Source organism: Silicimonas algicola, from assembly GCF_003148765.1.
GTDB lineage: Bacteria > Pseudomonadota > Alphaproteobacteria > Rhodobacterales > Rhodobacteraceae > Silicimonas > Silicimonas algicola.
The window spans coordinates 488,055-511,066 of sequence record NZ_QGGV01000002.1 but is presented as its reverse complement, the minus strand read 5'-3'; the positions used below and the strand labels follow the sequence as shown (position 1 = coordinate 511,066).

Sequence of the window (23,012 nt, the reverse complement as noted above, 5' to 3'; positions counted from 1 at the left end):
CGTCATTGACCTTTTCGCGCCCGGGCCTTACCTCAGCCCTTGTCCTTTCGGAGGGCAGACCCGAATTAGAACGCTTCTAAGGTCCCCGACCTTTTCCGTCAACTATGGGCCGGCCCGACGCCCCCGAACGAAGGTGAAGACGACGATATGCCCGAGGTGATCTTTCCCGGCCCCGAAGGCCGTCTCGAGGGGCGCTACCATGCGCAGAAGAGCAAGGATGCTCCGATCGCCATCGTGTTGCACCCTCACCCGCAGTTCGGCGGGACGATGAACAACCTCGTCGTCTACAATCTGCACTACGCCTTCCACAACATGGGTTTCAACGTTCTGCGCTTCAATTTCCGCGGCGTCGGCCGCAGCCAGGGCGAGTACGATCAGGGGATCGGCGAGTTGTCCGACGCCGCCTCCGCGCTCGACTACCTCCAGTCGATGAACCAGAACGCCAAGCATTGCTGGGTCGCGGGCTTTTCGTTCGGCGCCTGGATCGGCATGCAGCTTCTGATGCGGCGGCCCGAGATCACCGGCTTCATCAGCGTATCGCCTCCGGCCAACATGTACGACTTTTCTTTCCTCGCCCCCTGCCCGGCCTCCGGTCTCGTCATCAACGGCACGTCCGACCGCGTCGCACCTCCGCGGGACACGCATGTCCTCGTCGAGAAGCTGCAGGAGCAGAAGGGCATCACCGTGACCCATTCCGAAGTCGATGGCGCAGGACACTTTTTCGAGGATCCGCACATGGAGAAGATGATCGGCACGGTGACCGACTATGTCACCCGGCGTCTGGGCGAGACCTCGCGCTAGGGCTTTCCGGTCGGGCGCCCGAATTTCGCCTCACATCGGTCTTGGCGCCGCCTCACCCTGCGCGCCTGATCGGCGCAACAGGCGGCTCAGGCCTCACTCCGGCCTTCAGACGGCGGAACGACCATCGAGCATACAAGGATGACGGGCCCGGCCATGCCGGGCCCTTTCCGTTTTACGCGGGCGTCAGCGGCCGACGGCCTGCTGCACGGTCCGGATGCGGTCGGCGTTGGGCGGGTGCGTCCCGAGGAACCTGTCGCCCGGATCGGCCGCGTCCTGGAAGTAGAGCACACCACGGACGGGATCGTATCCCGCGCGGGCCGCGATGCGGGCGCCAAGCGAGTCCGCCTCAAGCTCGAACCCCTTGGAGTAGCGCCGCGCGCCAACGGTGCCGCCGATGTTCGTCACCACGTCCACGCCTTGCGCGTCGAGTCCCGCAAGCTGGCCCAGAACCGCTCCCAGAACCGCGCCCGTCTGCGCGCTGCTCTGGGTCTGGCTTATGTGACCCTCGATGTGGTGCGCGGCCTCGTGGCTCAGCGCGAAGGACAGCTCGTCGCGGTTCCTCATCTCGGCGATGAGCGCGGGCGTGAAGGCGATCACCGGCCGGCCCGCGTCGTCGTAGGTCTGGTAAGCGTTCGGCGGCAGGCCGGGACGGGAATCGATGACGATGTTGAAATCGCAGTTGTCGCGGGGCCGCATCTGACGGCACACGCCTTCGGCCACCGGCTCGACCCGCGCCACCACCGCGCGGAAGTCGCCAAGCGACTGGGCGGAGCCGGTGCGCGAGACGACGGCCACGGGTTCGGCGCCGGGTGCGGGCCGCGAGACCGGCACGGGTTCGATGTCGCAGCCCGAGAGCGCGCTCAGGGCGGCAGCGGCGAAAATGGTTTGCTTCAGCATGGATGCCTCGGTGTCTGCTCTGTTTTGTCAATTCTGCTGCGTAACGCGGCAGGCCGCAATCGGTTCGATGGCAGACAGTCAGGAAACCGCTTGAACCGGCCGGATGTGGCGCGCAGTCTGGGGCCCATGTTCACCATCGAGCACGACTTCGACGCCACCGTCGTCACCCTCATCGACGATCCCGCCAGCCACCGGCAGGAGGACGTCACGATAAACGCCTTCGAGGATTGCGTCACCATCGAGCAGGAAGATGCGCAGTCCGGGCGGCTGTGCAAGATCACCCTGTCGCTGTCGCAGTTGGCCGACCTGACGGCCGCGCTGAACCTGCCCGAGGGCGTCTACAAGCGGAAGGCCTGACGGGGCGCAGCAGCCCGGCGCAGACGGTCGTTGATGGCGCGGCCGAGGCCCCTGTCCGGTATGGGCGCCACGGCGATCCGGTCGCGCCCGGCTGCGTCCGCCTCGTGCAGGAGCGAGAACAGCGCCGCCGCCGCCTCGCGCAAATCGCCTGCCGGGGAGAGCGAGACATCACCCCGAACGGGACCGAAGCCGATGTGCCATTCGCCGGGTCGGGCGGTGACGGCGTCAAGCCGCACCGAACCCTTGGGGGCATAGTGCGACGAAAATTGGCCTGGCGCGTCTGCCCGTCCCTCGCCTGCTTTCGTCAGGCGCGGCATGGAGGCCGGCGCCTGCCATACTCCCTCGCGGTAAACGGTCGGGACGCCATCCGGAAAGCCGAGGATGGTGGATTCGAGCCCCGCCTCAGTCGGTCCGCCGTCGAGCACCGCCGCGATGCGGCCCGAGAGGCCCGACAGGACGTGATCCGCCGTCGTCGGGCTGACCCTGCCCGAGGGGTTGGCCGAGGGTCCCGCCAGAGGGCCGCCGAAGTTCCGCAACAGCCGCTGCGCCAGATCCGCCTTCGGCAGCCTCAGCGCCACGGTCGGATTGCCCGCGCTGACGAGGGGCGACAGCCCCGTCCCCTCGCGCAAGGGCACGACCAGCGTCAGCCCGGCGGGCCATCCGCCGGCCACCAGCGACCGCGCCGCCGCCGGGAAGACGCCATAGCGTTCGGCCTCGCGAACATCCGGGACATGCACGATCAGCGGATTGAACCTCGGACGTCCCTTCGCCTCGAAGATGGCCGCCACCGCCTCGCCCTGCCGCGCATCGGCGCCGAGGCCGTAGACCGTCTCGGTCGGAAACGCCACCAGACGCCCCGCCCGCAGCAAGTCGGCCGCGCGCGCGACGCCAGCCGCATCCGGGTCCAGTCTCTCTGTCGTGCCGTCCATGCGTGACGCTGCGTCCGTGTTGCGGGGCCAGTCGCCCGCTTGCATCCTCGGCCACATCCGTTAGCGAGGACGCAGACCCTTGCCAACCGCCTTTCAGGGAGGCCGCGATGCCCTACACCTCGCCCACGACGGACATCCGCTTCATCCTGGACCGCGTGGTCGGCTTCGAAGACGTGGCGGCGACCGAGCGTTTCGCCGAGGCCACGCCCGACACCGTCGAGGCGATCCTGACGGAAGCGGCTAAGCTCTGCGACCAGGTTCTCGCGCCCCTGAACCGCGCGGGCGACACCTCGCCGGCCCGTCTCGAGAACGGCGTCGTGCGGACCTCTCCCGGCTTCGAAGAGGGTTTCCGCGCCATTGCCGAGGGCGGGTGGATCGGGCTGACCGCCGCGCCCGACCACGGCGGCATGGGCCTCCCCGTGGCGCTTGGCACCGCGCTCAACGACATGATGTCGGGCGCCTGCCTGGCGCTGCAACTGAACCCGCTCCTGACCCAGGGCCAGATCGAGGCGCTCGAAGCGCACGCCAGCCCCGAGATCAAGGCGCTCTACCTGCCGAAGCTCACCAGCGGCACCTGGTCGGGCACCATGAACCTGACCGAACCCCAGGCCGGCAGCGACGTGGGCGCGCTTCGCACCAAGGCCGAGCCGACGGGCGACGGCACCTACGCGATCTCGGGCCAGAAGATCTACATCACCTGGGGCGACGCGGATTTCATCGAGAACATCTGCCACCTCGTCCTCGCCCGCCTGCCCGATGCGGCGCCCGGCACGCGCGGCATCAGCCTGTTCCTCGTCCCGAAGTTCCTGCCTGACGAGGCCGGCAATCCGGGCCGACGCAACGATCTCCGCGTCGTCAGCCTCGAACACAAGCTAGGTCTCCACGGATCGCCCACGGCGGTCATGGAGTACGACGGCGCGACGGGCTGGATGGTGGGGTCCGAGAACGGCGGCATGGCGGCCATGTTCACGATGATGAACAACGCCCGCCTCGGCGTCGGCGCACAGGGCATCGGCGTGGCGGAAGCGGCGTTCCAGAAGGCGCTCGAATACGCGTCGGACCGCAGGCAGGGCAAGGCCGGCGGCTCGGGCGCCATCGTCGAGCACGCCGACGTTCGCCGCATGCTGACCGCGATGAAGGCCGACGTCTTCGCGGCCCGCGCCATAGCCTTGGCCTGCGCCGTCGCCATCGACATGGGGCGCGCCACAGGCGAGGCCGACTGGACCGCGCGCGCCGCCCTTCTGACACCGATTGCCAAGGCCTTCGGCACCGACACCGGCATCGCCGTGGCCGAGGACGCGATCCAGGTCCACGGCGGCATGGGCTTCATCGAGGAGACGGGCGTCGCGCAATACCTTCGCGACGTGCGCGTGACGTCGATCTACGAGGGCACCAACGGCATCCAGGCGATGGACCTCGTCGCGCGCAAGATGTCGGACGGGGGCGAGGCGATGTTCCGGCTTCTGGACGAGGTCGAGACCGCGGCCGAGGCGGCCCGGTCCGAACTTCCGGACCTGGCCCACGTCGTCTGGAGCGCGGCCGAGACGCTGCGAGAGTCGACCGAATGGCTCGTGGCGCAGCCTCTCGACGATCGCTTCGCGGGCGCGGTGCCCTACCTGCGCGCCGCCGCGCGGGTCCTGGGCGGCCACTTCCATCTCAAGGCGGCGCTGGTCGAGAACGGTCCCCGCCGGGCGCTCGCGCGGTTCTACATCACCCGGCTCTTGCCCGAACACGCGGCGCTTCTCGCGCAGGTCTCGGTCGGGGCCGACGGTCTCTACGACATGTCGCCCGAAGACCTGGCCTTCGCCTGATGGACGATGGCGGCCGCCGCATCCGCTATCCCCATGCCGAGCCTCCCGGCCTCGGTGAGGTCATCGAGGTCGCGGAGGGCGTCCTCTGGGCGCGGATGCCCCTGCCGATGGCGCTCGACCACGTCAACGTCTACGCGCTGGACGACGGCGACGCCTGGACGCTGGTCGATACCGGGTTGAACAGCTCGGCCTGCCGCTCGGGCTGGGAAGCGCTGCTTTCCGGTCCGCTGGCGGGCAAGCCCGTTGCGCGCATCGTCGTGACGCATCACCACCCGGACCATGTCGGCCTTGCCGGATGGCTGATGGCGCGTACAGGGGCGACGCTCGTCACGACGCGGACGGCCTGGCTTTTCGCGAGGATGCTCACGCTCGACGTGCAGGAACGGCCGAGCGAGGCCGCGCTGGAGTTCTGGCGCGCCGCGGGAATGCCGGCGGCGATGCTCGAGGCGCGGAAGGCCGAGCGGCCGTTCAACTTCGCCGATGTCGTGGCGCCGCTGCCGGTCGGCTATACCCGGATTTCGGAAGGTGACGTCCTGACCGCAGCCGGTCGTCGCTGGCGCGTCCGCATCGGCCACGGTCACGCCCCCGAACACGCGACGCTCTGGTCCGAGGACGACGACCTTGTCCTGGGCGGCGATCAGCTTCTGCCCTCGATCTCTCCCAACCTCAGCGTCTACCCGACCGAACCCGAGGGCGATCCCGTGGGGGACTGGATCGCATCGTGCAATAGTTTCAAGACCCTGACCTCCGAACCTCATTTGATCCTGCCGGGCCACAAGCTGCCTTTCACCGGCCTTCCGACCCGCCTCGACCAGATGATCGAGAACCACGTCTCGGCGCTTCACCGTCTCGAAACCGCCCTGTCGTCACGGCCTGCAACGGCGGTGGAAAGCTTCGTTCCGGTCTTCAAGCGGGAGATCACCGGTGGCCAGTTCGGACTGGCGCTCGGGGAAGCGGTGGCGCATTGCCTGCATCTCTGGCACCAGGGCCGTGCCAGCCGGGACCGCCGCGAGGATGGGGCTTGGGTGTATCGTGCGGGAGATCAGCGATGACATCGAACGACAGCCCGCCGCCCTATCCCTCGGATCGCAGGCACGCATCTGCGGTCCACGCCGACCCCGACGCGGTCTGCTTCGAGAAGGAGCCGCTGCCCGAGGCCGTGACCCGGCGGCCCGTCGAGCGGAAAAGCCCGGCGGAATGGGCCTATCAGCGCCTGATCCTCTATATCCAGAACTTCGAGAAGGTGCTCGACGCCGAACACGAGGTGGCGATGAGCTTCACCGATACCGGCGGGGGCTTCCTGAGGATCGAGGGGCTGGGGTACTTCGACCCCGATATCGTGACCTTTTACGGCACCGACGGATCGGGCGCGCGCGTCCAGCTGGTGCAGCACGTCACACAGCTCAACGTCCTTCTCCGCGCCATGCCGAAGCAGGAAAAGACCGAAGCGCCCCGGCGCATCGGCTTCCAGTTGGCCGCAGCGCTCGACGATGACGAGAGTGACGACGACGATTGAACGTCGCCCTGCAAGTCACTGCGACGTAATTATTCCGCCGCCTCGAGCGTCTGCTGGTCGCCCTTCTCCTTCGGCGCTCGCATGATCGCGTCGGGCAGCGAGGGATCGGTGATCGCGTCGTAAAGCGCGCGGTACTCCGTCTCGCGCATCAGCTCATCGATCCTCTCGCGGTGCCAGGCCACTGAGGCGCGGTGCAGCCGGAACAAATCCTCGTCCGCCAGAAGGCCCACCAGCACGTCGCGTGCGCGCGGCAGACGGGCGTGGATCGAGGTGTCGGTCTCGGTCGCGTAGTTCCGTGTGACCCAGTAGTTCACGCCCTGGTCCTGATCGACGTGGTTGATCCGCCCTCGCTGGCGCTTGACGAGGAAGCTCTCGGCCGAGCGCAGAACGTAGTGGTTCAGCGTCACCATGTCGTAGCCGATGGTGTCCTTGCGGCTGAACCACTCGCTTTTCAGCGCCACCCTCTCGGGCATGGCGCGGCCTGCCCCGTTGATCCAACGCACCTCGTCCGCGCGTTCGGGGTCGAGGCCAAGCGGGCGATGGACGCCGACCTTCGTGAAGGGGCCGTCGGGACGGTAGAAGCTCTTGAAGCCCCACCCAAGGCGCGGCTTCGGGATGTAGAGCGGCGCGCAGGCCGTCAGGATCTCGGTCTGCCAGCGGTCCTCATAGGCGTGGACGCCCCTGTTGCCGAAGAAGCGCCAGGTCATCGAGATGACGTTGGGATGGTTCGCCGCCTCAAGAAGCGCCGCGAAGGTGCCGTCGCCGACGTGGATGTTGACGAACTCGTCCACGTCGATGATGCCGACCCAGTCGGCGTCCCGCACCACCGCGCGTTCGGCGGCATCGTTCAGCGCGCCCCTCTGCGGCTTCTGGCCGGACTCGCGGTTGAAGGGGTTGTCGACGCGCGTGACATGTCCAAGCGCCTGGAGGCGGTCCAGAACCGCATCCGTCGGATCGTCGCAATCGTTGGTGTAGACAAGAAAATGCGTCACCCCGATCGACAGGTGGTAGGCGATCCACTCGAGGACGAAGCAGCCCTCGTTCTTCATCGAGGTGACGACAACGATCCTCTCGGACCGGGGCGGCGCGTCGAGGGGCGGCAAAAGCGGCTGGCGGGACTTCAGGCGCTCCATCAGCCCGTCGAACTGCCGCGCGGCCTCGTCACCTGTGGGTGGCGCCACGTCGCGCAACTCGATCAGCGACGACACGGGCGCAGCCGCCACCGTGCGGGGCACGGGTGGGGCCTCGGGAAGCGCGATCTCGTCCAGCCGGTGCGAATTCGGATCGGCCGAGACATGCGCCAGGAAAGCAGCCTCGCGCGGAGACGCCTTCAGCGCGTCGATCCGCGCGCGGTGCCAGTGGACGGCGGCCTCGTGCAGCGGTCCGAGGCCGGGGTCCCGAGCGAAGACCTCGCGCAGCGCCCGCGCGCGTTCGAGGCGGGGCAGGATCGAGGCGTCGACTTCGTCGTTGCGGTTGTAGGTGTTCCAATAGGCCACGTCCTGCGGTCGCGCGACGTGGTTCGACCGGCCCCTGTCCCGCTTGACGAGGAAGCTCTCGCAGGATCGGACCGCGTAGTGGTTCAGCGTGACGAGGTCGTATCCCCAGCAATCGATCCCGCTCCGCCAGCCTCCGTCGAGGTAGCGGTCCGGTAGCTGCGCGCCCGATCCGTTGGTCCAGCGCGGCATCGGACCCGTCGGATCGTGCGGACGGTGGACGCCGAAGCCCGCGAAGGGGGCGCCGCGCCTCAGGATGGTCTTGAAGCCCCAGGCCTGATGCGGCTTGCGCGTCAGGGCCGGCGCGCAGCGGGTGAAGCGTTCGGGCGCGGGCGCGTCCTCATAGGCGATGTGACCCGAGGTGCCGAAGAGCCGCCAGGTCATCGAGATCATGTCGGGGTCGCCCGCCGCGCGGAAGAGGTCGGTCAGGGTCCCGTCGCCCTCGTGGACGTTGATGTATTCGTCCACGTCCATGACCACCACCGCGTCGGCGGCGGTCACGCGCGGTTGACTCCACGCGGCGGTCAACGCCTGGCGCTGCGGCTTCTGGCCGTCCGACACCGGGTTGTCCACGCGGGTAACAAGGCCGCGGGCGGCGAGCGCGTCGAGGATGGCCACGGTCTGGTCGTCGCAGTCGTTGGTGTAGACGAGGAAATGCGTGACGCCGACGCCCAGGTGATAGGCCACCCAGTCGAGGATGAAGGCGCCCTCGTTGCGCATGGTCGTCACCGCCACGACCTCGTCCAGAGGCCGGATCTCGCCGGTCATGGCAGCCGCCTGGTACTGCTTGCCTTCGACCGCCTCGCGATAGCGGCGCGCGAAGGCGTGGTCGCGGTCCGGGTCGGGGCAGTCGCGCAATGGCGCGTCGCAGGGGTCGATGCGGTGTTTGATGAGGAGACCACCGAGAAGACTGTCAGGGTCGGGCAGTCCCAGGTCGCGTTCCGCGATCCGCTTGCGGATGCGCCGGCCGTAGAGGTGGATCGACTGCGTCTCGTCGGTGATCTTGCGGGCGTGGTCGACGCCGGCCGTCAGCAGTTTCCGCCGTTCGGCGAAGGTATAGGGATAGAGCGCCGCCTGCGGCAAGGCGTGGGCGATCTCGCCCGTCTCCTTCAGGAAGTGCGTGATGGCGTGCGGGCCCCAGACCCCCCATGTCTGTTCGCCGGCGTGGACGGGCTGGCCGCTTGCCTTCGCCGCCTCCAATTCGCGGCGCCGCCAGGGCTTCTCCCAGGGCGGAATGGCGAATTCGTCGCTGGTGAAGTCGAGAAGGGCCGCCAGCGTCGCGCTGTCGGGCGGCAGGCCGAGGACACCGCCGTTGACGTGGTGCTCGCTCTCCCAGCCGTATAGATGGCCGTCGTGCGCACGGAAGGGCCGCAGGCAATAGGCGTCGGTGTCGGCCCAGATCTCGCCGGTTCCCCGCGCAAGAAGGCGATAGCGAAAGAGATCGGAATGAAGCGCGGGCGAGCCGGTGCGTTCGTGAACGAGAAACCCGGTCTCGGGCAGGATCAGGGCCGCGTCGCGCCGCTCCACGCCGTCCGGCACGCGTCCGATTTCCTCGTAGCCGTAGAGGATGACGTGGTGCCCCGCGTCGAGGAAGGACCGCACGCAAAGCTGCTCGACGAAGCTGAGGCTTCCCCGCATCCAGAGCATCGCGATCGGTTGGTCCATGCTGCCCGGCCCCCGTTTTCGGGCGAGGTTACACGGTCGTTTCCGCAGCGTCCATTACCGGTTCGGCGCGGTGGAACTAGGCCGCGGGCAGCCGGCTTTCCGCCATCTCGACGTACCACGAGCAGCCCGCCGGGATCGCCTCGTCGTTGAAGTTGTACTCGGGGTGGTGGACCATCGCCGTGTCGCCGTTGCCGACGAGGATATAGGCGCCGGGGCGCGCGTTCAGCATGAAGGCGAAGTCCTCGCCGCCCATGACGAGCGGAGCCTCCTCGCAGTCGCCCGACACCTTCTTCGCGGCGTCGATGGCATATCCCGTCTCGGTTTCCGAGTTCGCCATCACCGGGTAGTTGCGCGTGTAGTCGACGCGCGCCGTGCAGCCGAAGGCGGCAGCGATGTGGGTCACGATGTCGTTCAGCCGCGTCTCGGCCAGGTCATGGGTGTCGGCGTCGAGGGTCCGCACCGTGCCTTTCAGCGTCACGCGCTGCGGGATGACGTTGAAGGCGGTCGACGATGTGACGAAGGACGTGACCGAAACGACGACCTGCTTGACCGGGTCCGCGTTGCGGCTGGCGATGGTCTGAAGGGACATGACGATCTGCGATGCCGTCACGGTGGGGTCGATCACCTCCTGCGGCTTGGCGGCGTGGCCGCCCTTCCCCTCCACCACGATCTCGAAGACGTCGGTGGCTGCAAAGAAGGCGCCCGCGCGGATCGCGAAGCTGCCCACGGGTTTGCCCGGCCAGTTGTGCATTCCATAGACCTCGTCGATTCCGAAGCGGTCCATCATGCCGTCGTCCACCATCTCGCGCCCGCCGCCGCCGCCTTCCTCGGCGGGCTGGAAGATGACCGCGACCGAACCGTCGAAGTTGCGCGTCTCGGCAAGATACTTGGCCGCCCCCAGCAACATGGCCGTGTGCCCGTCGTGGCCGCAGGCGTGCATGGCGCCTTGAGTCTTCGACGCATAGTCGAGACCCGTCGCCTCCTCGATCGGCAGCGCGTCCATGTCGGCGCGCAGACCAACCGTGCGTCCCGATCTGCCGGTGCGGCCCTTGATGATGCCGACGACGCCCGTGCGCCCGATGCCGGTCACGACCTCGTCGCATCCGAACTCGCGGAGCTTGTCGGCGACGAGGGCGGCGGTGCGGTGAACCTCGAAGAGGATCTCGGGGTGCTGGTGGATGTCGCGGCGCCACGCGGTGATCTCCTCGTGAAGCTCGGCAAATCGGTTGCGGACGGGCATGGCAGACTCCTTCGGGTTCGCTTGCCAGATTTCACCCCTCGCGCGGCCAAGGCAACCCCCGCCACATTGGCCCCTGCGTCAATAGCGCCACGCATCCGTGACTTGAGAGGGGCGCGGGGCCCGGATAGGAAGAGGCCATGTCGCTTTGGGAATACGCCAACCCACGCAAGTTCATGGCCACGACCGACCGGATCGTGGCGCCTCTGGCGGGGGTGGCGGCGCTGTGTCTTGCGGTCGGGCTGGTCTGGGGCGTGGCTTTCGTGCCCGAGGCCGAGAATTTCCGCGACTCGGTGAAGATCATCTACCTGCACGTCCCCTCGGCGATGATGGCGATCAATGCCTGGGCGATGATGCTGGTGGCCTCGCTGATCTGGCTGGTCCGGCGGCATCACGTCTCGGCGCTGGCCGCGAAGGCGGCGGCGCCCGTGGGGGCGGTGATGACGCTCATCGCGCTCTGGACCGGGGCGATCTGGGGCCAACCGATGTGGGGCACCTGGTGGGAGTGGGATCCGCGGCTGACGTCCTTCCTGATCCTGTTCCTGTTCTACCTCGGCTACATGGCGCTGTGGTCGTCGGTCGAGAACCCGGATACCGCCGCCGACCTGACGTCGGTCCTGTGCCTCGTGGGCTCGGTCTTCGCGCTTCTATCGCGCTATGCGGTCAACTTCTGGAACCAGGGGCTGCACCAAGGGGCTTCCCTGTCGCTCGACCGTGACGAGAACGTGGCGGACGTCTACTGGGTGCCGCTTATGGTATGCATCGTGGGGTTCGTGCTGCTCTTCGTGGCGCTCGTGCTGATCCGCACCCGGACCGAGATCCGGCTTCGCCGCGTCTCGGCGCTGGAACTGAAGGAGCGGATGGCCTGATGGAGGGAACGCCCACCTATGCCGCCGAGGTCGCGCTGGCCTACGCCGGCTCGCTTGGCCTTCTTGCCGCGCTCCTTGTGCTGACCTGGGTGCAGTCGCGCCGGTCGCGCCGGCGGCTGGCCGAGACCGAGGGACGCCGCGCCGTTGGCTAGAATCTCGCCCCTCGTCCTCGCGCCGCCCCTGATCTTCGCCGCCATGGCGGGGCTTTTCCTGGGCGGCATGTTCCGGGATGATCCCGATGCCCTGCCGTCTACGCTGATCGGCAGCTCCGCGCCGGCCCTGGCCCTCGCGCCCCTGGGCGAAAGCGCGCCACCCACGGATGCCTCGCTCAGGTCGGGCGAGGTGACGCTGGTGAACTTCTGGGCGAGCTGGTGCGCGCCCTGCCGCGTCGAGCACCCGCAGATCATGGCGCTGAAGGACGAGGGGCTGACGATCATCGGCGTCAACTACAAGGACGACCCGGAGAAGGCTCTGGGGTTTCTCGAAGAACTCGGCGACCCGTACAGCGCCATCGGCGCGGACGCGGATGGCAGAACGGCGATCGACTGGGGCGTCTACGGCGTGCCGGAAACCTTTGTGGTCGATGGCGACGGGACGGTGGTACTGAGGTTCGCGGGTCCGATCACGAACAGCATCCTGGCGAACCGGATTCGCCCGGCGATCGAGGCGGCCCTGGCCGACTAGGTCAGCCGACCAGCCAGACGATCATCAGGACGATAAGCGCGCAACCCTCGAGTGGCGGCAGGGAAAACGGCATCGCCCGCGCAACGACGCGAAGCGTATCACTCGTACGGTCCATGAACATCCCCGGGAACTTGTTACAGGTCGAAGGTTGTCACAATCTCGCCCGAATTGGAAGAATTGCGATGGGATGCAGACGTCAATCCGGCGTTTCGTGAAACAGACCGGCGGACCTGCCCGAATTGTCGGCATTTCGGGCCTTTCCGTCGAATCGAAAGGCCCGGACGCTGCCGCCCGGGCCCTCGATGTTCCGTCAGACTGGCGTCAGGCTGCCTTGGCGAGGTTCCGCAGCACGTAGTGCAGGACGCCGCCGTGCTCGATGTATTCCTTCTCGATGGCCGTATCGATCCGGCAGCGCAGCGTGATCTCTTTCGACGAGCCGTCGGCATAGTCGATCCGGCAGGGCACCTCGGAAAGCGGCTTCAGGTCGCCGTCGAGGCCGGTGATTGTGATGACCTCGTCGCCTTTCAGGCCAAGCGACTTGCGGGTGTCGCCCGCGCTGAACTCGAACGGAATGACGCCCATGCCGACGAGGTTCGAGCGGTGGATACGCTCGAAATTCTCGGCAATGACGGCCTTGACGCCAAGAAGCGCCGTACCCTTCGCGGCCCAGTCGCGCGAGGATCCCGCGCCGTATTGTTCGCCCGCGATGATGACAAGGGGCGTGCCCTGGTCCATGTAGGCCATCGCGGCGTCGTAGATCGAGGTCTGCTGCCCGTCCGGCCCCTTGGTGTAGCCGCCTTCGACGCCGTCCAGCACCTCGTTCTTGATGCGGATGTTGGCGAAGGTGCCGCGCATCATCACCTGGTGGTTGCCGCGGCGCGAGCCGTAGGAGTTGAACTCGCGCACCGGCACCTGGCGGTCGACGAGGTATTCGCCGGCGGGCGAGGACTCGCGGAACGACCCGGCAGGGCTGATGTGGTCGGTGGTGATCATGTCGCCCAGCATCGCCAGGATGCGCGCGCCCTCGACGTTCGAGATGGTGCCGGGGTTCGGCCCCATGTCCTGGAAGTAGGGTGGGTTCTGGACATAGGTCGAGGTCGAGGGCCAGTCGTAGGTCAGGCTGTCCGTGGTCTGGACGCCGCGCCACTTCTCGTCGCCCTTGAAGACGTCGGCGTACTTGGACAGGAACGCCTGCCGCGTGACCGTCTCGGCCACGAGGTCCGCGACCTCTTTCTGCGTGGGCCAGATGTCCTTGAGGTAGACCGGCTGGCCGTCCTTGCCGACGCCAAGCGGGTCGGTCGTGATGTCGACGTTCATGTCGCCGACCAGCGAATAGGCGACGACCAGCGGCGGCGAGGCGAGGTAGTTCGCGCGCACGTCCGGGCTGATCCGTCCTTCGAAGTTGCGGTTGCCCGACAGCACGGCGACGCCGATCAGGTCGTTGTCGTTGATGCACGCCGAGATCTCGGGCTCGAGAGGGCCAGAGTTGCCGATGCAGGTCGTGCAGCCATAGCCGACGAGGTTGAAGCCGATGGCGTCGAGGTCCTTCTGCAGATCCGCCGCCTCGAGATAATGCGACACCACCTGGCTGCCGGGGGCGAGCGAGGTCTTGACCCAGGGCTTGCGGGTCAGGCCCTTTTCATGCGCCTTCCGCGCCACGAGCCCCGCGCCGATCATCACGTAGGGGTTCGAAGTATTGGTGCAGGAGGTGATCGAGGCGATCACGATCGAGCCGTCGTGAAGCTGGTAGCCTGCGTCGCCCGAGGCGACACGGCCGCGGCGGTGGTGCCCCTCATCACCCGGGATGGCAACGGGCTCCATCTGGCCGCCCTCGCCTTCCCAGCGGACCTCTTCCTTGACGGTGGCGTCCTTGGCTGCCCGCTGTCCCTCGACGTACTTGTGGAAGGACGTCGCGGCGCGGTCGAGCGCGATATAGTCCTGCGGGCGCTTCGGACCCGAAATGGCCGGAACGATTGTGCCCATGTCGAGCGAGAGCGTGTCGGTATAGACCGGCGCATAGTCCGCACCGCGCCAGAGGCCGTTCTCCCTGGCATAGGCTTCGACCAGCGCGACGCGATCCTCGGACCGGCCGGTCTGGCGAAGGTAGCGAAGCGTCTCGTTATCGATGGGGAAGAAGCCGCAGGTGGCGCCGTATTCGGGCGCCATGTTGGCGATCGTCGCGCGGTCGGCCAGCGGCAGGTGATCGAGGCCCGCGCCGTAAAACTCGACGAACTTGTTGACCACGCCCTTCTTGCGCAGCATTTCGACGACCTTCAGCACGAGGTCGGTACCTGTGGTGCCCTCGACCGTCTGGCCGGTAAGCTCGAAGCCCACGACCTCGGGGATCAGCATCGAGATCGGCTGGCCCAGCATCGCGGCCTCGGCCTCGATCCCGCCCACGCCCCAGCCGAGGACGGACAGTCCGTTGACCATCGTGGTGTGGCTGTCGGTGCCGACGAGGGTGTCGGGATAGGCGACGGTCTTTCCGTCCTGATCGGTGTCGGTCCAGACGGTCTGGCTGAGATATTCGAGGTTCACCTGGTGGCAGATTCCGGTGCCCGGCGGGACGACGCGGAAATTGTCGAAGGCCGACTGGCCCCACTTGAGGAAGGTGTAGCGCTCCATGTTCCGCTCGTACTCGCGGTCGACGTTCATCTGGAAGGCGCGCGGGTTGCCGAACTCGTCGATCATCACCGAGTGGTCGATGACGAGGTCGACGGGATTGAGCGGGTTGATCTTCTCGGCGTCGCCGCCGAGCGAGATGATGGCGTCGCGCATCGCGGCCAGATCGACGACGGCCGGGACGCCGGTGAAATCCTGGAGCAGCACGCGTGCGGGACGATAGGCAATCTCGCGCGGGTTCTTGCCGCCCATGCTGGCCCATTCGGCGAAGGCCCGGATGTCGTCGACGCTGACGGTCTTCCCGTCCTCGAACCTGAGCATGTTCTCAAGCACGACCTTGAGCGAGGCCGGCAGTTTCGAGAAATCGCCGAGACCTGCGGCCTCAGCTGCGGGAATCGAGTAATAGTCGACGCTTTGTCCGCCGACGGTCAGGGTCTTGCGGGTTTTGGTGGAGTCGTGGCCGACAACAATGGGCATAGGGGCCTCCGTAGGGTCTGGCGGGTGAGTTGGCCGTGGCATACTCCTCCACGCCCCCACCGCGCAAGGGGTCTGGGCCCAATTTTGTATACCATTGTGCACAATTTATGCGCCTTGGTGGAGTGGCCAGGCCTTTCGTCTGCGCGTGACCGCGACGTCGCACCTCGACGACTGTAACGCCATCTCTCAAAACCTTGATTGGCTCGGGCCCGGTTCCTCGGATACCCAGAACCGGCCAGACCAACCGGACCCCCTGCATGTCGCGTATCCTTCCCGCCTTCCTCGTTCTTCTGTCCCTGCTCGGCGCCACGGCCGTTCAGGCCCGCGACGCGGTGGTGGTGGAGCTGTTCACCTCGCAGGGGTGCTCCTCCTGTCCGCCCGCCGACGAGATCCTGGCCGAGCTTGCGACGCGCAACGACGTCTTTGCGCTGGCCTACCACGTCGACTACTGGGACTACCTCGGCTGGGCCGACGAGTTCGGCAGCGCGGCCTTCACCGCCCGGCAGAAGGCCTATGCCCGCTCGAAGGGAGAGCGGTCGATCTATACACCGCAGGCGATCATCGGCGGAACCGACCATGTCGTCGGGTCGAAGTCGATGAAGATCGCCAACGCGATCCAGCGCCATTCCGACAGTCCCGACCCCGTGACGGTCTCGGCGCGGCGCAAGGGCGGCCGCGTCCATGTGGTCGCGCAGTCGACCTCGGTGTTCGATGCACCCGCCGTCGTGCGCGTCGTCACATACGTCCCCGAGGCCACCACCGACATACGCCGGGGCGAGAACGCCGGCCGCACGATCACCTACGTGAACATCGTTACGGGGTGGCGCGATCTGGGGACTTGGACGGGCGCCGGCGAATTCAGCGGCTCGGCCGAGGTTCCCGCCGATGTGCCCTGCGTCGTCATCGTGCAGCTTCGCGAGACCGGCCCGATCCTTGGCGCGGCCCGTCTGCGCTAGGTCTTTCGCGGAACGTACGTCTTCCAGCGATTGTGGATCCAGAACCACTGGTCGGGATGCGCGCGCACGATCCGCTCCACCTCGTCGTTATAGGCTTGCATCATCGCCCCGGGATCGCCCTTCGGAATTTCGGCGGCGACGTGGATCCGGAAGGTGAAGCCGTCAGGCTGGCGGATGCCGAAGATAGGGATCAGGGCGGCGTCATACCTGATCGCCCATTCCGCCGCTGACAGAGGCGTGTGAGCCGGCTGGCCGTAGAATGACAGGAGCGGCGCCTTGCGCGAGGCCACGTCGGCAACGATGCCGATGATGCCGCCCCCCTTCAGATGCCGGACCAGGGCCGAGATTCCCTTTGCGTCCGTCGGAAAGACCGGCTCGGCGATGGTCGATATCGCCTCGAGGTAATGTTCGTGGAAGGCCGGGTTCTCCATCGGGCGATAGAGCGCGGCCATCGGATAGCCCTCGCGGCTGAGCTTGCCGCGGACGGCGTCGTAGTTTCCCAGGTGCGCTGTGACGAGGACGACCGCCCGGCCTTCGGCGCGCGCAGCCTCCAGGGCGGGCAAGCCCGGACCACCGATCTGAGAGTCGCGGGCGCGGGTGACGAATTCCTCGCCCGAGTAGATTTCGATCAGCGTCCGACCGACATTGTCTGGAACCGCGCGCACGATCCGTTCCCGGGCGGCGGCGTCCAGCCCGGGTTCGGCAAGCGCGAGGTTGCGGCGGATCCGCCGTCGCCATCCCGCAACGGGGGCAATCAGGGCGCTGACGGCGCGGCCGGTGAAGCGCACGCGGGTCTCGTAGGGCAGCGCCAGCGCAAGACCGAGGACGGCGCGCGCGACGGCGTTCTGCATCCAGTCCCTGAAACCGCTCCTGCCCTCCGCCATCCGTCACCCGCCGGGAAAACCGCGGGTTACATGGCCCGCTCAAGCGTCGTTTGCAACGAAGAAGATCTCGCCGGCAGCCTCGAGGTCGCGGATGACGCCGACCGCGCGGATCATCGCCGCCTCGACATCCTCGGGGGTGACGCCCTTCTTCTCCTTCGCTTCTTCGCGGATGTTCTCGGCCATGCGCTTCGAGATGTTGTCGAGGAGGAAATCGATGGCCTTGCGGTCGCCCTCGCCGGCGCCCGCGACGATCAGGGTCAGGTCGTCCGGTGCTATGTCGCGCTGGATGCGCGGCACGTCCCGCGCCGAGATCCGCTCGGGGATGTTGGCGAAGGTGAAGATGGCGGCGCGGACGCTGTCGGCGAAATCCTTGTCCTCGCCCTCAAGCCCCGTCAGCACGTCGTCGCGGACGCGGGACTGGGCATAGTTGAGGATCGCGCCGACGCGCGTCACGGGGCCGTCGGTAAAGGCGGTGACGGGTCGCGCGCTCAACTGGTCGGCCAGAGCACAGCCGATGCGGTGGACCAGCGCGGGAGAGACGCCGCCGGTCTGGCTGATCGCATAGGCGATGCGCCGCGCGCGTTCGCCCGGCAGCTTGCCCAGACCTCGGCCGCCTTGCCGACCTTGAGCTTAGACAGCACCACTGCCGCGACCTCGACCGCCTCGCTTTCCAGGAACGGCACCAGGCGGTCCGCTTCGGCCTTGTCGATGTCGTCCCAGGGATTGCCGCGATAGCCCGACGACGGCGCCATCTGCCGCAGGCGAGAGGTCGCGCCCTCGCTCAGGACGCCGTCGAGAAGGCCGATGGCGTTTTCGAGACCAGCAGGGAACGACAGGCCGATCCGTTCGATGGCGTCGGCGAATTCCGCGGCCACGGCGGCGACCGTGTCCTGGTCGACCGGCGCCATGCGGGCAAGCTGCACCGCAAGCTCGGTCTGCTTGTGCTCGGGCAGCGAAGCGAGGAAAGGCACGGATCCCTTCGTCAGAAGCAGGCGCACGACGATCGCCGCCTTTTCCCTACGGCTGAGGCTGGCGGTCGGACCGTCGAGGGAAGGCAGGGAATCGAGCATCATTCTTTCGCGGCGCCGCCCTGGGGTGAGGGGTCTGAGTTCGTGTTATGTTCTATCGGCCTGCGGGTTAACGCTTGGCTACGCATCCCCCGGCTACCAAAGAAAAAGGGCGGCCTCGCGGACCGCCCTCAGGAAGCTCTCGCGGAACGGCGTCAGCCCGTAGGGGTGATGCAGCTCCGGCTTTCGGAATCGAAGGTCTGGCCTTCGGGACATGACATGGTGACCTGGTCGTGACCTTCGCACATCGCCAGAACGGCACTGGGCGCCAGGGTCATCACGAGTGCGGCCAGCAGGGCTGCCGTCTTCATTGGGGGCATCTCCTTTTCGTCGCTAACGTAAGGGAAAGCTAGCACGCGTCCCCCACGAGGCTCCTCACGCTTTCGTGAGGCTCAGGCGTCGAAGACGCGGGCGAAGATCGTGTCGACGTGCTTGGTGTGATAGCCCAAGTCGAACTTGTCCTCGATCTCGGCCTCGCTCATCGCCGACGTGACCTCGGGATCGGCCTTCAGCTCTTCCATGAAGTCCGCCCCCTCTTCCCAGACCTTCATCGCATTGCGCTGCACCAGGCGATAGGAGTCCTCGCGGCTGACGCCCTTTTGCGTCAACGCCAGCATGACGCGCTGCGAGTGGACGAGACCGCGGAACGTCTCGAGGTTCCGCATCATGTTCTTCGGATAGACGACCAGCTTCTCGATCACGCCTGTCAACCGCGAGAGAGCGAAGTCGAGGTGGATCGTCGTGTCCGGGCCGATGCCGCGCTCGACGGAGCTGTGCGAGATGTCGCGCTCGTGCCAGAGGGCCACGTTCTCCATCGCGGGCACCACGGCCATGCGGACGAGACGGGCAAGACCCGTCAGATTCTCCGACAGGACCGGGTTGCGTTTGTGGGGCATCGCGGACGAACCCTTCTGACCCTTCGAGAAGAACTCCTCGGCCTCCAGCACTTCGGTCCGCTGCATGTGGCGGATCTCGATGGCGATGTTCTCGATCGACGACGCGATCACGCCGAGCGTGGCGAAGAACATCGCGTGCCGGTCGCGCGGAATGACCTGGGTGCTGATCGGCTCGGGCCGCAGACCCAGCTTCGCACAGACATGCGCCTCGACCGCCGGGTCGATGTTGGCGAACGTACCGACAGCGCCGGAAATCGCTCCTGTTGCAACCTCTTGCCGGGCGTTCTTCAGGCGAGCGAGTCCCCTGTCCATCTCGGCGTAGAAGCGCGCGAAGGTCAGACCCATGGTCACGGGTTCGGCGTGGATGCCGTGGCTGCGGCCGATGCGGACGTCCATCTTGTGCTCGTAGGCACGCTTCTTGAGCGCGGCGAGCAATCCCTCCATGTCCGCAATCAGGATGTCGGCGGCGCGGACGAGTTGCACGTTGAAGGTGGTGTCGAGTACGTCCGAGGACGTCATGCCCTGGTGGACGAAGCGCGCTTCGTCGTTGCCGATGATCTCGGCCAGATGGGTGAGGAAGGCGATCACGTCGTGCTTCGTCACCGCCTCGATCTCGTCGATGCGCGCGACGTCGAACTCGGTGTCCTTCGCCTTCCAGACGGCTTCGGCGTTCTCGCGCGGGATGACGCCCAGGTCGGCCATGGCGTCGCAGGCGTGGGCCTCGATCTCGTACCAGATGCGGAACTTCGTCTCGGGCGACCAGATGGACACCATCTCGGGGCGGGCGTATCTCGGGATCATGTTGCGGCCTCTTTGGTGACGGCCAGCGTTTAGACCGGCGCAGGCCGGGGGACAAGAAGAAGGGACGCGGCCATCGTTCGCGAGACCGGCATCGGGCGTCTGACGTCCCTTCACGCGCTCGCGGGGAGCTGGCGGATCACGCGGGACATTCTCCATGCGGATGGGACCCGTGCCAGCTTCGAAGGCGAGGCGACGTTCACTCCGTCGGGCCAGCAGCTGATCCAGGACGAGACGGGACGGCTTGCCCTGGGCGGGCAGAGCTTCGCGGCGTCGCGGCGCTATGTCTGGCGGGAGGCTGGCGACGTCCTCGAGGTGCTCTTCGACGACCTGAGACCGTTTCACTGCATTTCTGCCGGAGCCGAACGGCACGAGGCCACGCACCTCTGCGGTCCCGACCGATACGATGTCGCCTATGATTTCACCCAATGGCCGCGATGGCGCTCGGTCTGGCGTGTCCTGGGACCGCAGAAGGACTACATAATGACGTCGGACTACGCGCCGATAAAGCTTTTTCCGTCCCGAAACACTCCGGGGTGAGACGCCGCAGTCGGCGAGGGGCAGCGCCCCTGCCCCGGCTCCGCCAATCTTGCGCCCGCAGCATCGCGGGTGCATAACCCGAGGGAACATCAGAGGAAGAGGGACCCTCCCATGACCACAACCGCCGTCCGTCCGGTCCTGACCGAGACCTTCTGGACCACCGACGAGTCCACGCAACTCTGGATCAAGCGTGCCGTGCTCCTGGTTGTGGGCATTGCCGTCTTGACGCTCGCCGCCCACGTCAGGGTCGCGGTGCCCCCGTCGCCCGTTGCGGTCAACCTCGGCACCTTCGCCGTCCTGACGATCGGCGTTGCCTACGGGCCACGTCTCGGCCTCGCGACCATCCTTGCCTACATGGTGATCGGCGCCCTCGGCTTTGACGTGTTCCAGTCGTCGACCGCAGAACTGAACGGCCTTTCCTACATGATGGGGTCGACCGGCGGCTACCTTGCGGGCTACGTGCTAGCCATCGCAGCGATGGGCGTCCTGGCCCGGCGCGGCTGGGACCGCTCGGTCCTCCTGATGGCCGTTGCGATGCTGATCGGGAACATGCTCCTCTACGTGCCGGGCCTTGCCTGGCTCTCGATCTGGATCGAGACCGCCGGCAAGCTCGATGTCGCGACCTATGGCTCGCTCTGGGAGCAAACCCTGACCTGGGGCATCACGCCATTCTTGATCGGCGACGCAATGAAGCTCGCTCTCGCGGCGCTTCTCCTGCCGGCGATTTGGAAGCTCGTGGGCGACGCCCGCGTCTGAAACCCTCACCGATGACCAGCTGAACGCGGTCCTTCTGGGCCGCGTTCTTCTTTGGAAGGGGCCTGCCCCTCGCCGAGCGTTTAGGGACAGAAGAAGCGGGATCAGCGCAGGTTGATCCGAAGCGCGGCCGCACCGGCGAAGGGCAGAAGTGCGAGGCTGCCGAGGGTGATGAGGGTCACGAGAAGAAGCGGTGTCGAGGCGCCCTGCCCGTCGGCCGCGCGGCCCGCCGCCTCGGCGCCGAAGATCAGCGTCGGCATGTAGAGCGGCAGGACGAGAAGCGACAAGAGCAGCCCACCGCGCTTCAGGCCAACCGTCAGCGCCGCGCCGAAGGCGCCGATCATCGACAGCGCGGGGGTGCCAAGGAGAAGCCCGAGGAAGAGCGTGCCGTAGGCCGGAGCAGGGAAATCGAGGAGGACGCCGAGCGCGGGCGCGGCCAGCGTAAGCGGCAAGCCCGTCGTCAGCCAGTGCGCCGCCGCCTTGACCGCGACGAGCGCCTCGAGCGGCAGGGGAGCGGTGGCGAGGAGTTCGAGCGAACCGTCCTCGTGGTCGGTGGCGAAGATGCGGTCGAGCGACAGGAGGCAGGCGAGGAGCGCGCCGATCCAGAGGATGCCGGGGGCGATGGTTCCCAGAAGCTCGGACGCCGGGCCGACGCCGAAGGGGACGAGGACCGTCACGATCAGGAAGAAGGCAAGTGCAAGACCGAAGCCCCCGCCCGCCCGGACGGCGAGCTTGAGGTCACGAACGAGAAGGCGGATCACAGGAATGCCTCGTCGAAGGCATCCGTGCGGGCCTCGCCGGGTTTGAACTGCGCGACATCCAGGACCGGGACATCGAGACCAAGCTCGATGTGCGTGGCGATCAGCGCGGCACCACCTTCTGCCAAGTGGCCACGTACGGCCTCGGCGAACATCGCCACCGCGCGGGCGTCGAGAGACACCGTGGGCTCGTCCAGCGCCCAGACCGGGCGGCCGGTGACGAGGAGGCGCGCCAGCCCGAGGCGGCGTTTCTGCCCGGCCGAGAGCGCCTGCGCGCGGCGCTCGCGCATGTCCCTGAGGTCGAAGGCTGCGAGGGCTGCGTCGATGCCGCGGGTGCCGAACAGACCGGCCCAGAATTCGAGGTTCTCTCCCACGCTCAGCGTGCCCTTCAGACCGTCGGCGTGTGCGGCATAGGCGATTGCCTCGGGATCCGCCTCGATGCGTCCTGCGGCGGGCGGCTGGAGGCCGGCGACGGTGCGCAGGAGCGTGGTCTTGCCGGACCCGTTCGGGCCGCGAAGGATCAGCGCGTCGCCCGCGCCGAGCGACAGGGACAGCCCCTCGATCACGATCAGGCCGCCGCGCGCACAGGCCAGATCGGTGAGCGCGAGGCGTGTCATCGTCCTAGACGGGCAGAACCGCGAGACCGACGCGGCGGCCTTCGCCGAGAAGGACGTTGTAGGTGCGGCAGGCCTGCGGGCTGGCCATGGCTTCGACACCGATGCCCGCAGCCTCGATCTTTGTGCGGAACTCGGGCGGCAGATGCGCCGTCTCGGCGCCCGTGCCGACGAGCAGGACGTCGATGGCTCCATCGGCGAGGAACGGCGCCTGGTCCCAGGGCTCCCACGCCGAGACGCCGGAGGGCAGGATGGAGTGTGCGCCGTCGCGCTTCACCCCGCCAATGCGAAAGAAGCCCGGACCGTAGCCATCGACCGGAAGGGCTCCGTTGTACGTCACTTCGTTCAGGCGCATTCAGCCTCCTTCCCGGTCGTCGTGTGGCGAGCC

The 23,012-nt window shown here is 67.2% G+C and carries 24 protein-coding genes; 11 read left to right on the top strand and 13 right to left on the bottom strand.

All coding sequences use genetic code 11. The features are described from left to right. The first annotated feature begins 147 nt into the window (after positions 1–147). Entirely contained in the window at positions 148–801 is a 654-nt protein-coding gene (locus C8D95_RS06865) for an alpha/beta hydrolase (protein WP_109758409.1), read from the top strand. A 183-nt stretch (positions 802–984) separates the two neighbouring features. Here C8D95_RS06865 and C8D95_RS06860 read toward each other — a convergent pair whose 3' ends face one another. Further along, positions 985–1,698: a M48 family metalloprotease gene (locus C8D95_RS06860; RefSeq protein WP_109758408.1), complete on the bottom strand. Its 714-nt coding sequence runs from the start codon at positions 1,696–1,698 to the stop codon at positions 985–987. A 126-nt stretch (positions 1,699–1,824) separates the two neighbouring features. Here C8D95_RS06860 and C8D95_RS06855 point away from each other — a divergent pair, with 126 nt between their 5' ends. Continuing rightward, the gene (locus tag C8D95_RS06855) at positions 1,825–2,055 is read left to right on the top strand and encodes a hypothetical protein (protein WP_109758548.1); all 231 of its coding nucleotides are present in this window, start codon (positions 1,825–1,827) and stop codon (positions 2,053–2,055) included. On the opposite strand, the gene C8D95_RS06850 is transcribed toward C8D95_RS06855, so the two are convergent. Then, positions 2,037–2,984, bottom strand: coding sequence for an L-threonylcarbamoyladenylate synthase (locus tag C8D95_RS06850; RefSeq protein WP_109758547.1), 948 nt, complete (start codon positions 2,982–2,984; stop codon positions 2,037–2,039). The two genes, C8D95_RS06855 and C8D95_RS06850, sit on opposite strands and share 19 nt — an antisense overlap. 107 nt (positions 2,985–3,091) lie before the next feature. Here C8D95_RS06850 and C8D95_RS06845 point away from each other — a divergent pair, with 107 nt between their 5' ends. From C8D95_RS06845 to C8D95_RS06835, 3 genes are read left to right on the top strand one after another with little or no spacing between them, the layout of a single operon-like run. After that, a complete protein-coding gene (locus tag C8D95_RS06845) occupies positions 3,092–4,795 on the top strand; it encodes an acyl-CoA dehydrogenase (protein WP_109758407.1) in 1,704 nt (567 codons plus the stop codon). Continuing rightward, positions 4,795–5,847 carry an MBL fold metallo-hydrolase gene (locus C8D95_RS06840; protein WP_109758406.1) on the top strand — a complete coding sequence of 351 codons (1,053 nt, stop codon included), beginning with the start codon at positions 4,795–4,797 and terminating at the stop codon, positions 5,845–5,847. The genes C8D95_RS06845 and C8D95_RS06840 overlap by 1 nt, the downstream gene beginning before the upstream one ends. Then, positions 5,844–6,311 carry a DUF6173 family protein gene (locus C8D95_RS06835; RefSeq protein ID WP_109758405.1) on the top strand — a complete coding sequence of 156 codons (468 nt, stop codon included), beginning with the start codon at positions 5,844–5,846 and terminating at the stop codon, positions 6,309–6,311. Before C8D95_RS06840 ends, C8D95_RS06835 begins: the two co-directional genes overlap by 4 nt. Positions 6,312–6,340: 29 nt before the next feature. Here C8D95_RS06835 and C8D95_RS06830 read toward each other — a convergent pair whose 3' ends face one another. After that, positions 6,341–9,469, bottom strand: coding sequence for a glycosyltransferase family 2 protein (locus C8D95_RS06830; RefSeq protein ID WP_109758404.1), 3,129 nt, complete (start codon positions 9,467–9,469; stop codon positions 6,341–6,343). 76 nt (positions 9,470–9,545) lie between these two features. Continuing rightward, complete coding sequence (locus tag C8D95_RS06825) at positions 9,546–10,709, bottom strand: M20 aminoacylase family protein (protein WP_109758403.1); 1,164 nt, start codon at positions 10,707–10,709, stop codon at positions 9,546–9,548. A gap of 137 nt (positions 10,710–10,846) precedes the next feature. On the opposite strand from C8D95_RS06825, the gene C8D95_RS06820 reads away from it, so the two are divergent. The 3 genes from C8D95_RS06820 to C8D95_RS06810 are packed head-to-tail and all read left to right on the top strand — an operon-like array spanning position 10,847 to position 12,259. Beyond that, on the top strand, positions 10,847–11,575 hold the full coding sequence (locus C8D95_RS06820; RefSeq protein WP_109758402.1) for a heme ABC transporter permease: 729 nt from the start codon (positions 10,847–10,849) through the stop codon (positions 11,573–11,575). After that, a complete protein-coding gene (gene ccmD / locus C8D95_RS06815; RefSeq protein WP_109758401.1) occupies positions 11,575–11,727 on the top strand; it encodes a heme exporter protein CcmD in 153 nt (50 codons plus the stop codon). The genes C8D95_RS06820 and ccmD overlap by 1 nt, the downstream gene beginning before the upstream one ends. Next, entirely contained in the window at positions 11,720–12,259 is a 540-nt protein-coding gene (locus C8D95_RS06810; protein WP_109758400.1) for a DsbE family thiol:disulfide interchange protein, read from the top strand. The genes ccmD and C8D95_RS06810 overlap by 8 nt, the downstream gene beginning before the upstream one ends. A gap of 321 nt (positions 12,260–12,580) precedes the next feature. Here the strand turns inward: C8D95_RS06810 and acnA are convergent, their stop codons facing one another. After that, positions 12,581–15,358, bottom strand: coding sequence for an aconitate hydratase AcnA (gene acnA, locus C8D95_RS06805; protein WP_109758399.1), 2,778 nt, complete (start codon positions 15,356–15,358; stop codon positions 12,581–12,583). A gap of 257 nt (positions 15,359–15,615) precedes the next feature. Between acnA and C8D95_RS06800 the strand changes: the two genes are divergently transcribed. Next, positions 15,616–16,314, top strand: coding sequence for a DUF1223 domain-containing protein (locus C8D95_RS06800; RefSeq protein WP_109758398.1), 699 nt, complete (start codon positions 15,616–15,618; stop codon positions 16,312–16,314). On the opposite strand, the gene C8D95_RS06795 is transcribed toward C8D95_RS06800, so the two are convergent. The 5 genes from C8D95_RS06795 to purB all read right to left on the bottom strand — a co-directional run bounded on the left by C8D95_RS06795 (position 16,311) and on the right by purB (position 19,962). Beyond that, positions 16,311–17,198: a lysophospholipid acyltransferase family protein gene (locus C8D95_RS06795; RefSeq protein WP_109758397.1), complete on the bottom strand. Its 888-nt coding sequence runs from the start codon at positions 17,196–17,198 to the stop codon at positions 16,311–16,313. The genes C8D95_RS06800 and C8D95_RS06795 overlap by 4 nt on opposite strands. A gap of 39 nt (positions 17,199–17,237) precedes the next feature. After that, positions 17,238–17,690, bottom strand: coding sequence for a FliG C-terminal domain-containing protein (locus C8D95_RS22485; RefSeq protein WP_241239655.1), 453 nt, complete (start codon positions 17,688–17,690; stop codon positions 17,238–17,240). Then, the gene (locus C8D95_RS22480) at positions 17,687–18,271 is read right to left on the bottom strand and encodes a hypothetical protein (RefSeq protein ID WP_249033313.1); all 585 of its coding nucleotides are present in this window, start codon (positions 18,269–18,271) and stop codon (positions 17,687–17,689) included. Before C8D95_RS22480 ends, C8D95_RS22485 begins: the two co-directional genes overlap by 4 nt. Before the next feature lie 149 nt (positions 18,272–18,420). Beyond that, positions 18,421–18,576, bottom strand: coding sequence for a carbohydrate-binding module family 14 protein (locus C8D95_RS06785; protein ID WP_109758396.1), 156 nt, complete (start codon positions 18,574–18,576; stop codon positions 18,421–18,423). An 81-nt stretch (positions 18,577–18,657) separates the two neighbouring features. Continuing rightward, complete coding sequence (gene purB / locus C8D95_RS06780) at positions 18,658–19,962, bottom strand: adenylosuccinate lyase (RefSeq protein WP_109758395.1); 1,305 nt, start codon at positions 19,960–19,962, stop codon at positions 18,658–18,660. 72 nt (positions 19,963–20,034) lie between these two features. Here purB and C8D95_RS22475 point away from each other — a divergent pair, with 72 nt between their 5' ends. Together C8D95_RS22475 and C8D95_RS06770 are read left to right on the top strand one after the other, a co-directional pair. Next, positions 20,035–20,499, top strand: a complete 465-nt coding sequence (locus C8D95_RS22475; protein ID WP_346243135.1) for a DUF6314 family protein — start codon at positions 20,035–20,037, stop codon at positions 20,497–20,499. A gap of 111 nt (positions 20,500–20,610) precedes the next feature. Further along, positions 20,611–21,255, top strand: coding sequence for a biotin transporter BioY (locus C8D95_RS06770; RefSeq protein ID WP_109758393.1), 645 nt, complete (start codon positions 20,611–20,613; stop codon positions 21,253–21,255). Between the two features lie 101 nt (positions 21,256–21,356). Here the strand turns inward: C8D95_RS06770 and ccmB are convergent, their stop codons facing one another. Genes ccmB through C8D95_RS06755 form a run of 3 tightly spaced genes read right to left on the bottom strand, consistent with a single transcriptional unit; the run spans position 21,357 to position 22,979 of the window. Then, positions 21,357–22,013, bottom strand: coding sequence for a heme exporter protein CcmB (gene ccmB / locus C8D95_RS06765; RefSeq protein WP_109758392.1), 657 nt, complete (start codon positions 22,011–22,013; stop codon positions 21,357–21,359). Next, on the bottom strand, positions 22,010–22,627 hold the full coding sequence (ccmA, locus tag C8D95_RS06760) for a heme ABC exporter ATP-binding protein CcmA (RefSeq protein ID WP_109758391.1): 618 nt from the start codon (positions 22,625–22,627) through the stop codon (positions 22,010–22,012). The genes ccmB and ccmA overlap by 4 nt, the downstream gene beginning before the upstream one ends. Positions 22,628–22,631: 4 nt before the next feature. Beyond that, positions 22,632–22,979: an Mth938-like domain-containing protein gene (locus C8D95_RS06755; protein WP_109758390.1), complete on the bottom strand. Its 348-nt coding sequence runs from the start codon at positions 22,977–22,979 to the stop codon at positions 22,632–22,634. Positions 22,980–23,012 lie beyond the last annotated feature (33 nt).

Bases quoted from the DNA above. Each gene is read 5' to 3' on its own strand.
- C8D95_RS06865 (WP_109758409.1), top strand. From the start codon at position 148: ATGCCCGAGGTGATCTTTCCCGGCCCCGAAGGCCGTCTCGAGGGGCGC.
- C8D95_RS06860 (WP_109758408.1), bottom strand. From the start codon at position 1,698: ATGCTGAAGCAAACCATTTTCGCCGCTGCCGCCCTGAGCGCGCTCTCG.
- C8D95_RS06855 (WP_109758548.1), top strand. From the start codon at position 1,825: ATGTTCACCATCGAGCACGACTTCGACGCCACCGTCGTCACCCTCATC.
- C8D95_RS06850 (WP_109758547.1), bottom strand. From the start codon at position 2,984: ATGGACGGCACGACAGAGAGACTGGACCCGGATGCGGCTGGCGTCGCG.
- C8D95_RS06845 (WP_109758407.1), top strand. From the start codon at position 3,092: ATGCCCTACACCTCGCCCACGACGGACATCCGCTTCATCCTGGACCGC.
- C8D95_RS06840 (WP_109758406.1), top strand. From the start codon at position 4,795: ATGGACGATGGCGGCCGCCGCATCCGCTATCCCCATGCCGAGCCTCCC.
- C8D95_RS06835 (WP_109758405.1), top strand. From the start codon at position 5,844: ATGACATCGAACGACAGCCCGCCGCCCTATCCCTCGGATCGCAGGCAC.
- C8D95_RS06830 (WP_109758404.1), bottom strand. From the start codon at position 9,469: ATGGACCAACCGATCGCGATGCTCTGGATGCGGGGAAGCCTCAGCTTC.
- C8D95_RS06825 (WP_109758403.1), bottom strand. From the start codon at position 10,709: ATGCCCGTCCGCAACCGATTTGCCGAGCTTCACGAGGAGATCACCGCG.
- C8D95_RS06820 (WP_109758402.1), top strand. From the start codon at position 10,847: ATGTCGCTTTGGGAATACGCCAACCCACGCAAGTTCATGGCCACGACC.
- ccmD (WP_109758401.1), top strand. From the start codon at position 11,575: ATGGAGGGAACGCCCACCTATGCCGCCGAGGTCGCGCTGGCCTACGCC.
- acnA (WP_109758399.1), bottom strand. From the start codon at position 15,358: ATGCCCATTGTTGTCGGCCACGACTCCACCAAAACCCGCAAGACCCTG.
- C8D95_RS06800 (WP_109758398.1), top strand. From the start codon at position 15,616: ATGTCGCGTATCCTTCCCGCCTTCCTCGTTCTTCTGTCCCTGCTCGGC.
- C8D95_RS06795 (WP_109758397.1), bottom strand. From the start codon at position 17,198: ATGGCGGAGGGCAGGAGCGGTTTCAGGGACTGGATGCAGAACGCCGTC.
- C8D95_RS22480 (WP_249033313.1), bottom strand. From the start codon at position 18,271: ATGATGCTCGATTCCCTGCCTTCCCTCGACGGTCCGACCGCCAGCCTC.
- C8D95_RS06785 (WP_109758396.1), bottom strand. From the start codon at position 18,576: ATGAAGACGGCAGCCCTGCTGGCCGCACTCGTGATGACCCTGGCGCCC.
- purB (WP_109758395.1), bottom strand. From the start codon at position 19,962: ATGATCCCGAGATACGCCCGCCCCGAGATGGTGTCCATCTGGTCGCCC.
- C8D95_RS06770 (WP_109758393.1), top strand. From the start codon at position 20,611: ATGACCACAACCGCCGTCCGTCCGGTCCTGACCGAGACCTTCTGGACC.
- ccmA (WP_109758391.1), bottom strand. From the start codon at position 22,627: ATGACACGCCTCGCGCTCACCGATCTGGCCTGTGCGCGCGGCGGCCTG.
- C8D95_RS06755 (WP_109758390.1), bottom strand. From the start codon at position 22,979: ATGCGCCTGAACGAAGTGACGTACAACGGAGCCCTTCCGGTCGATGGC.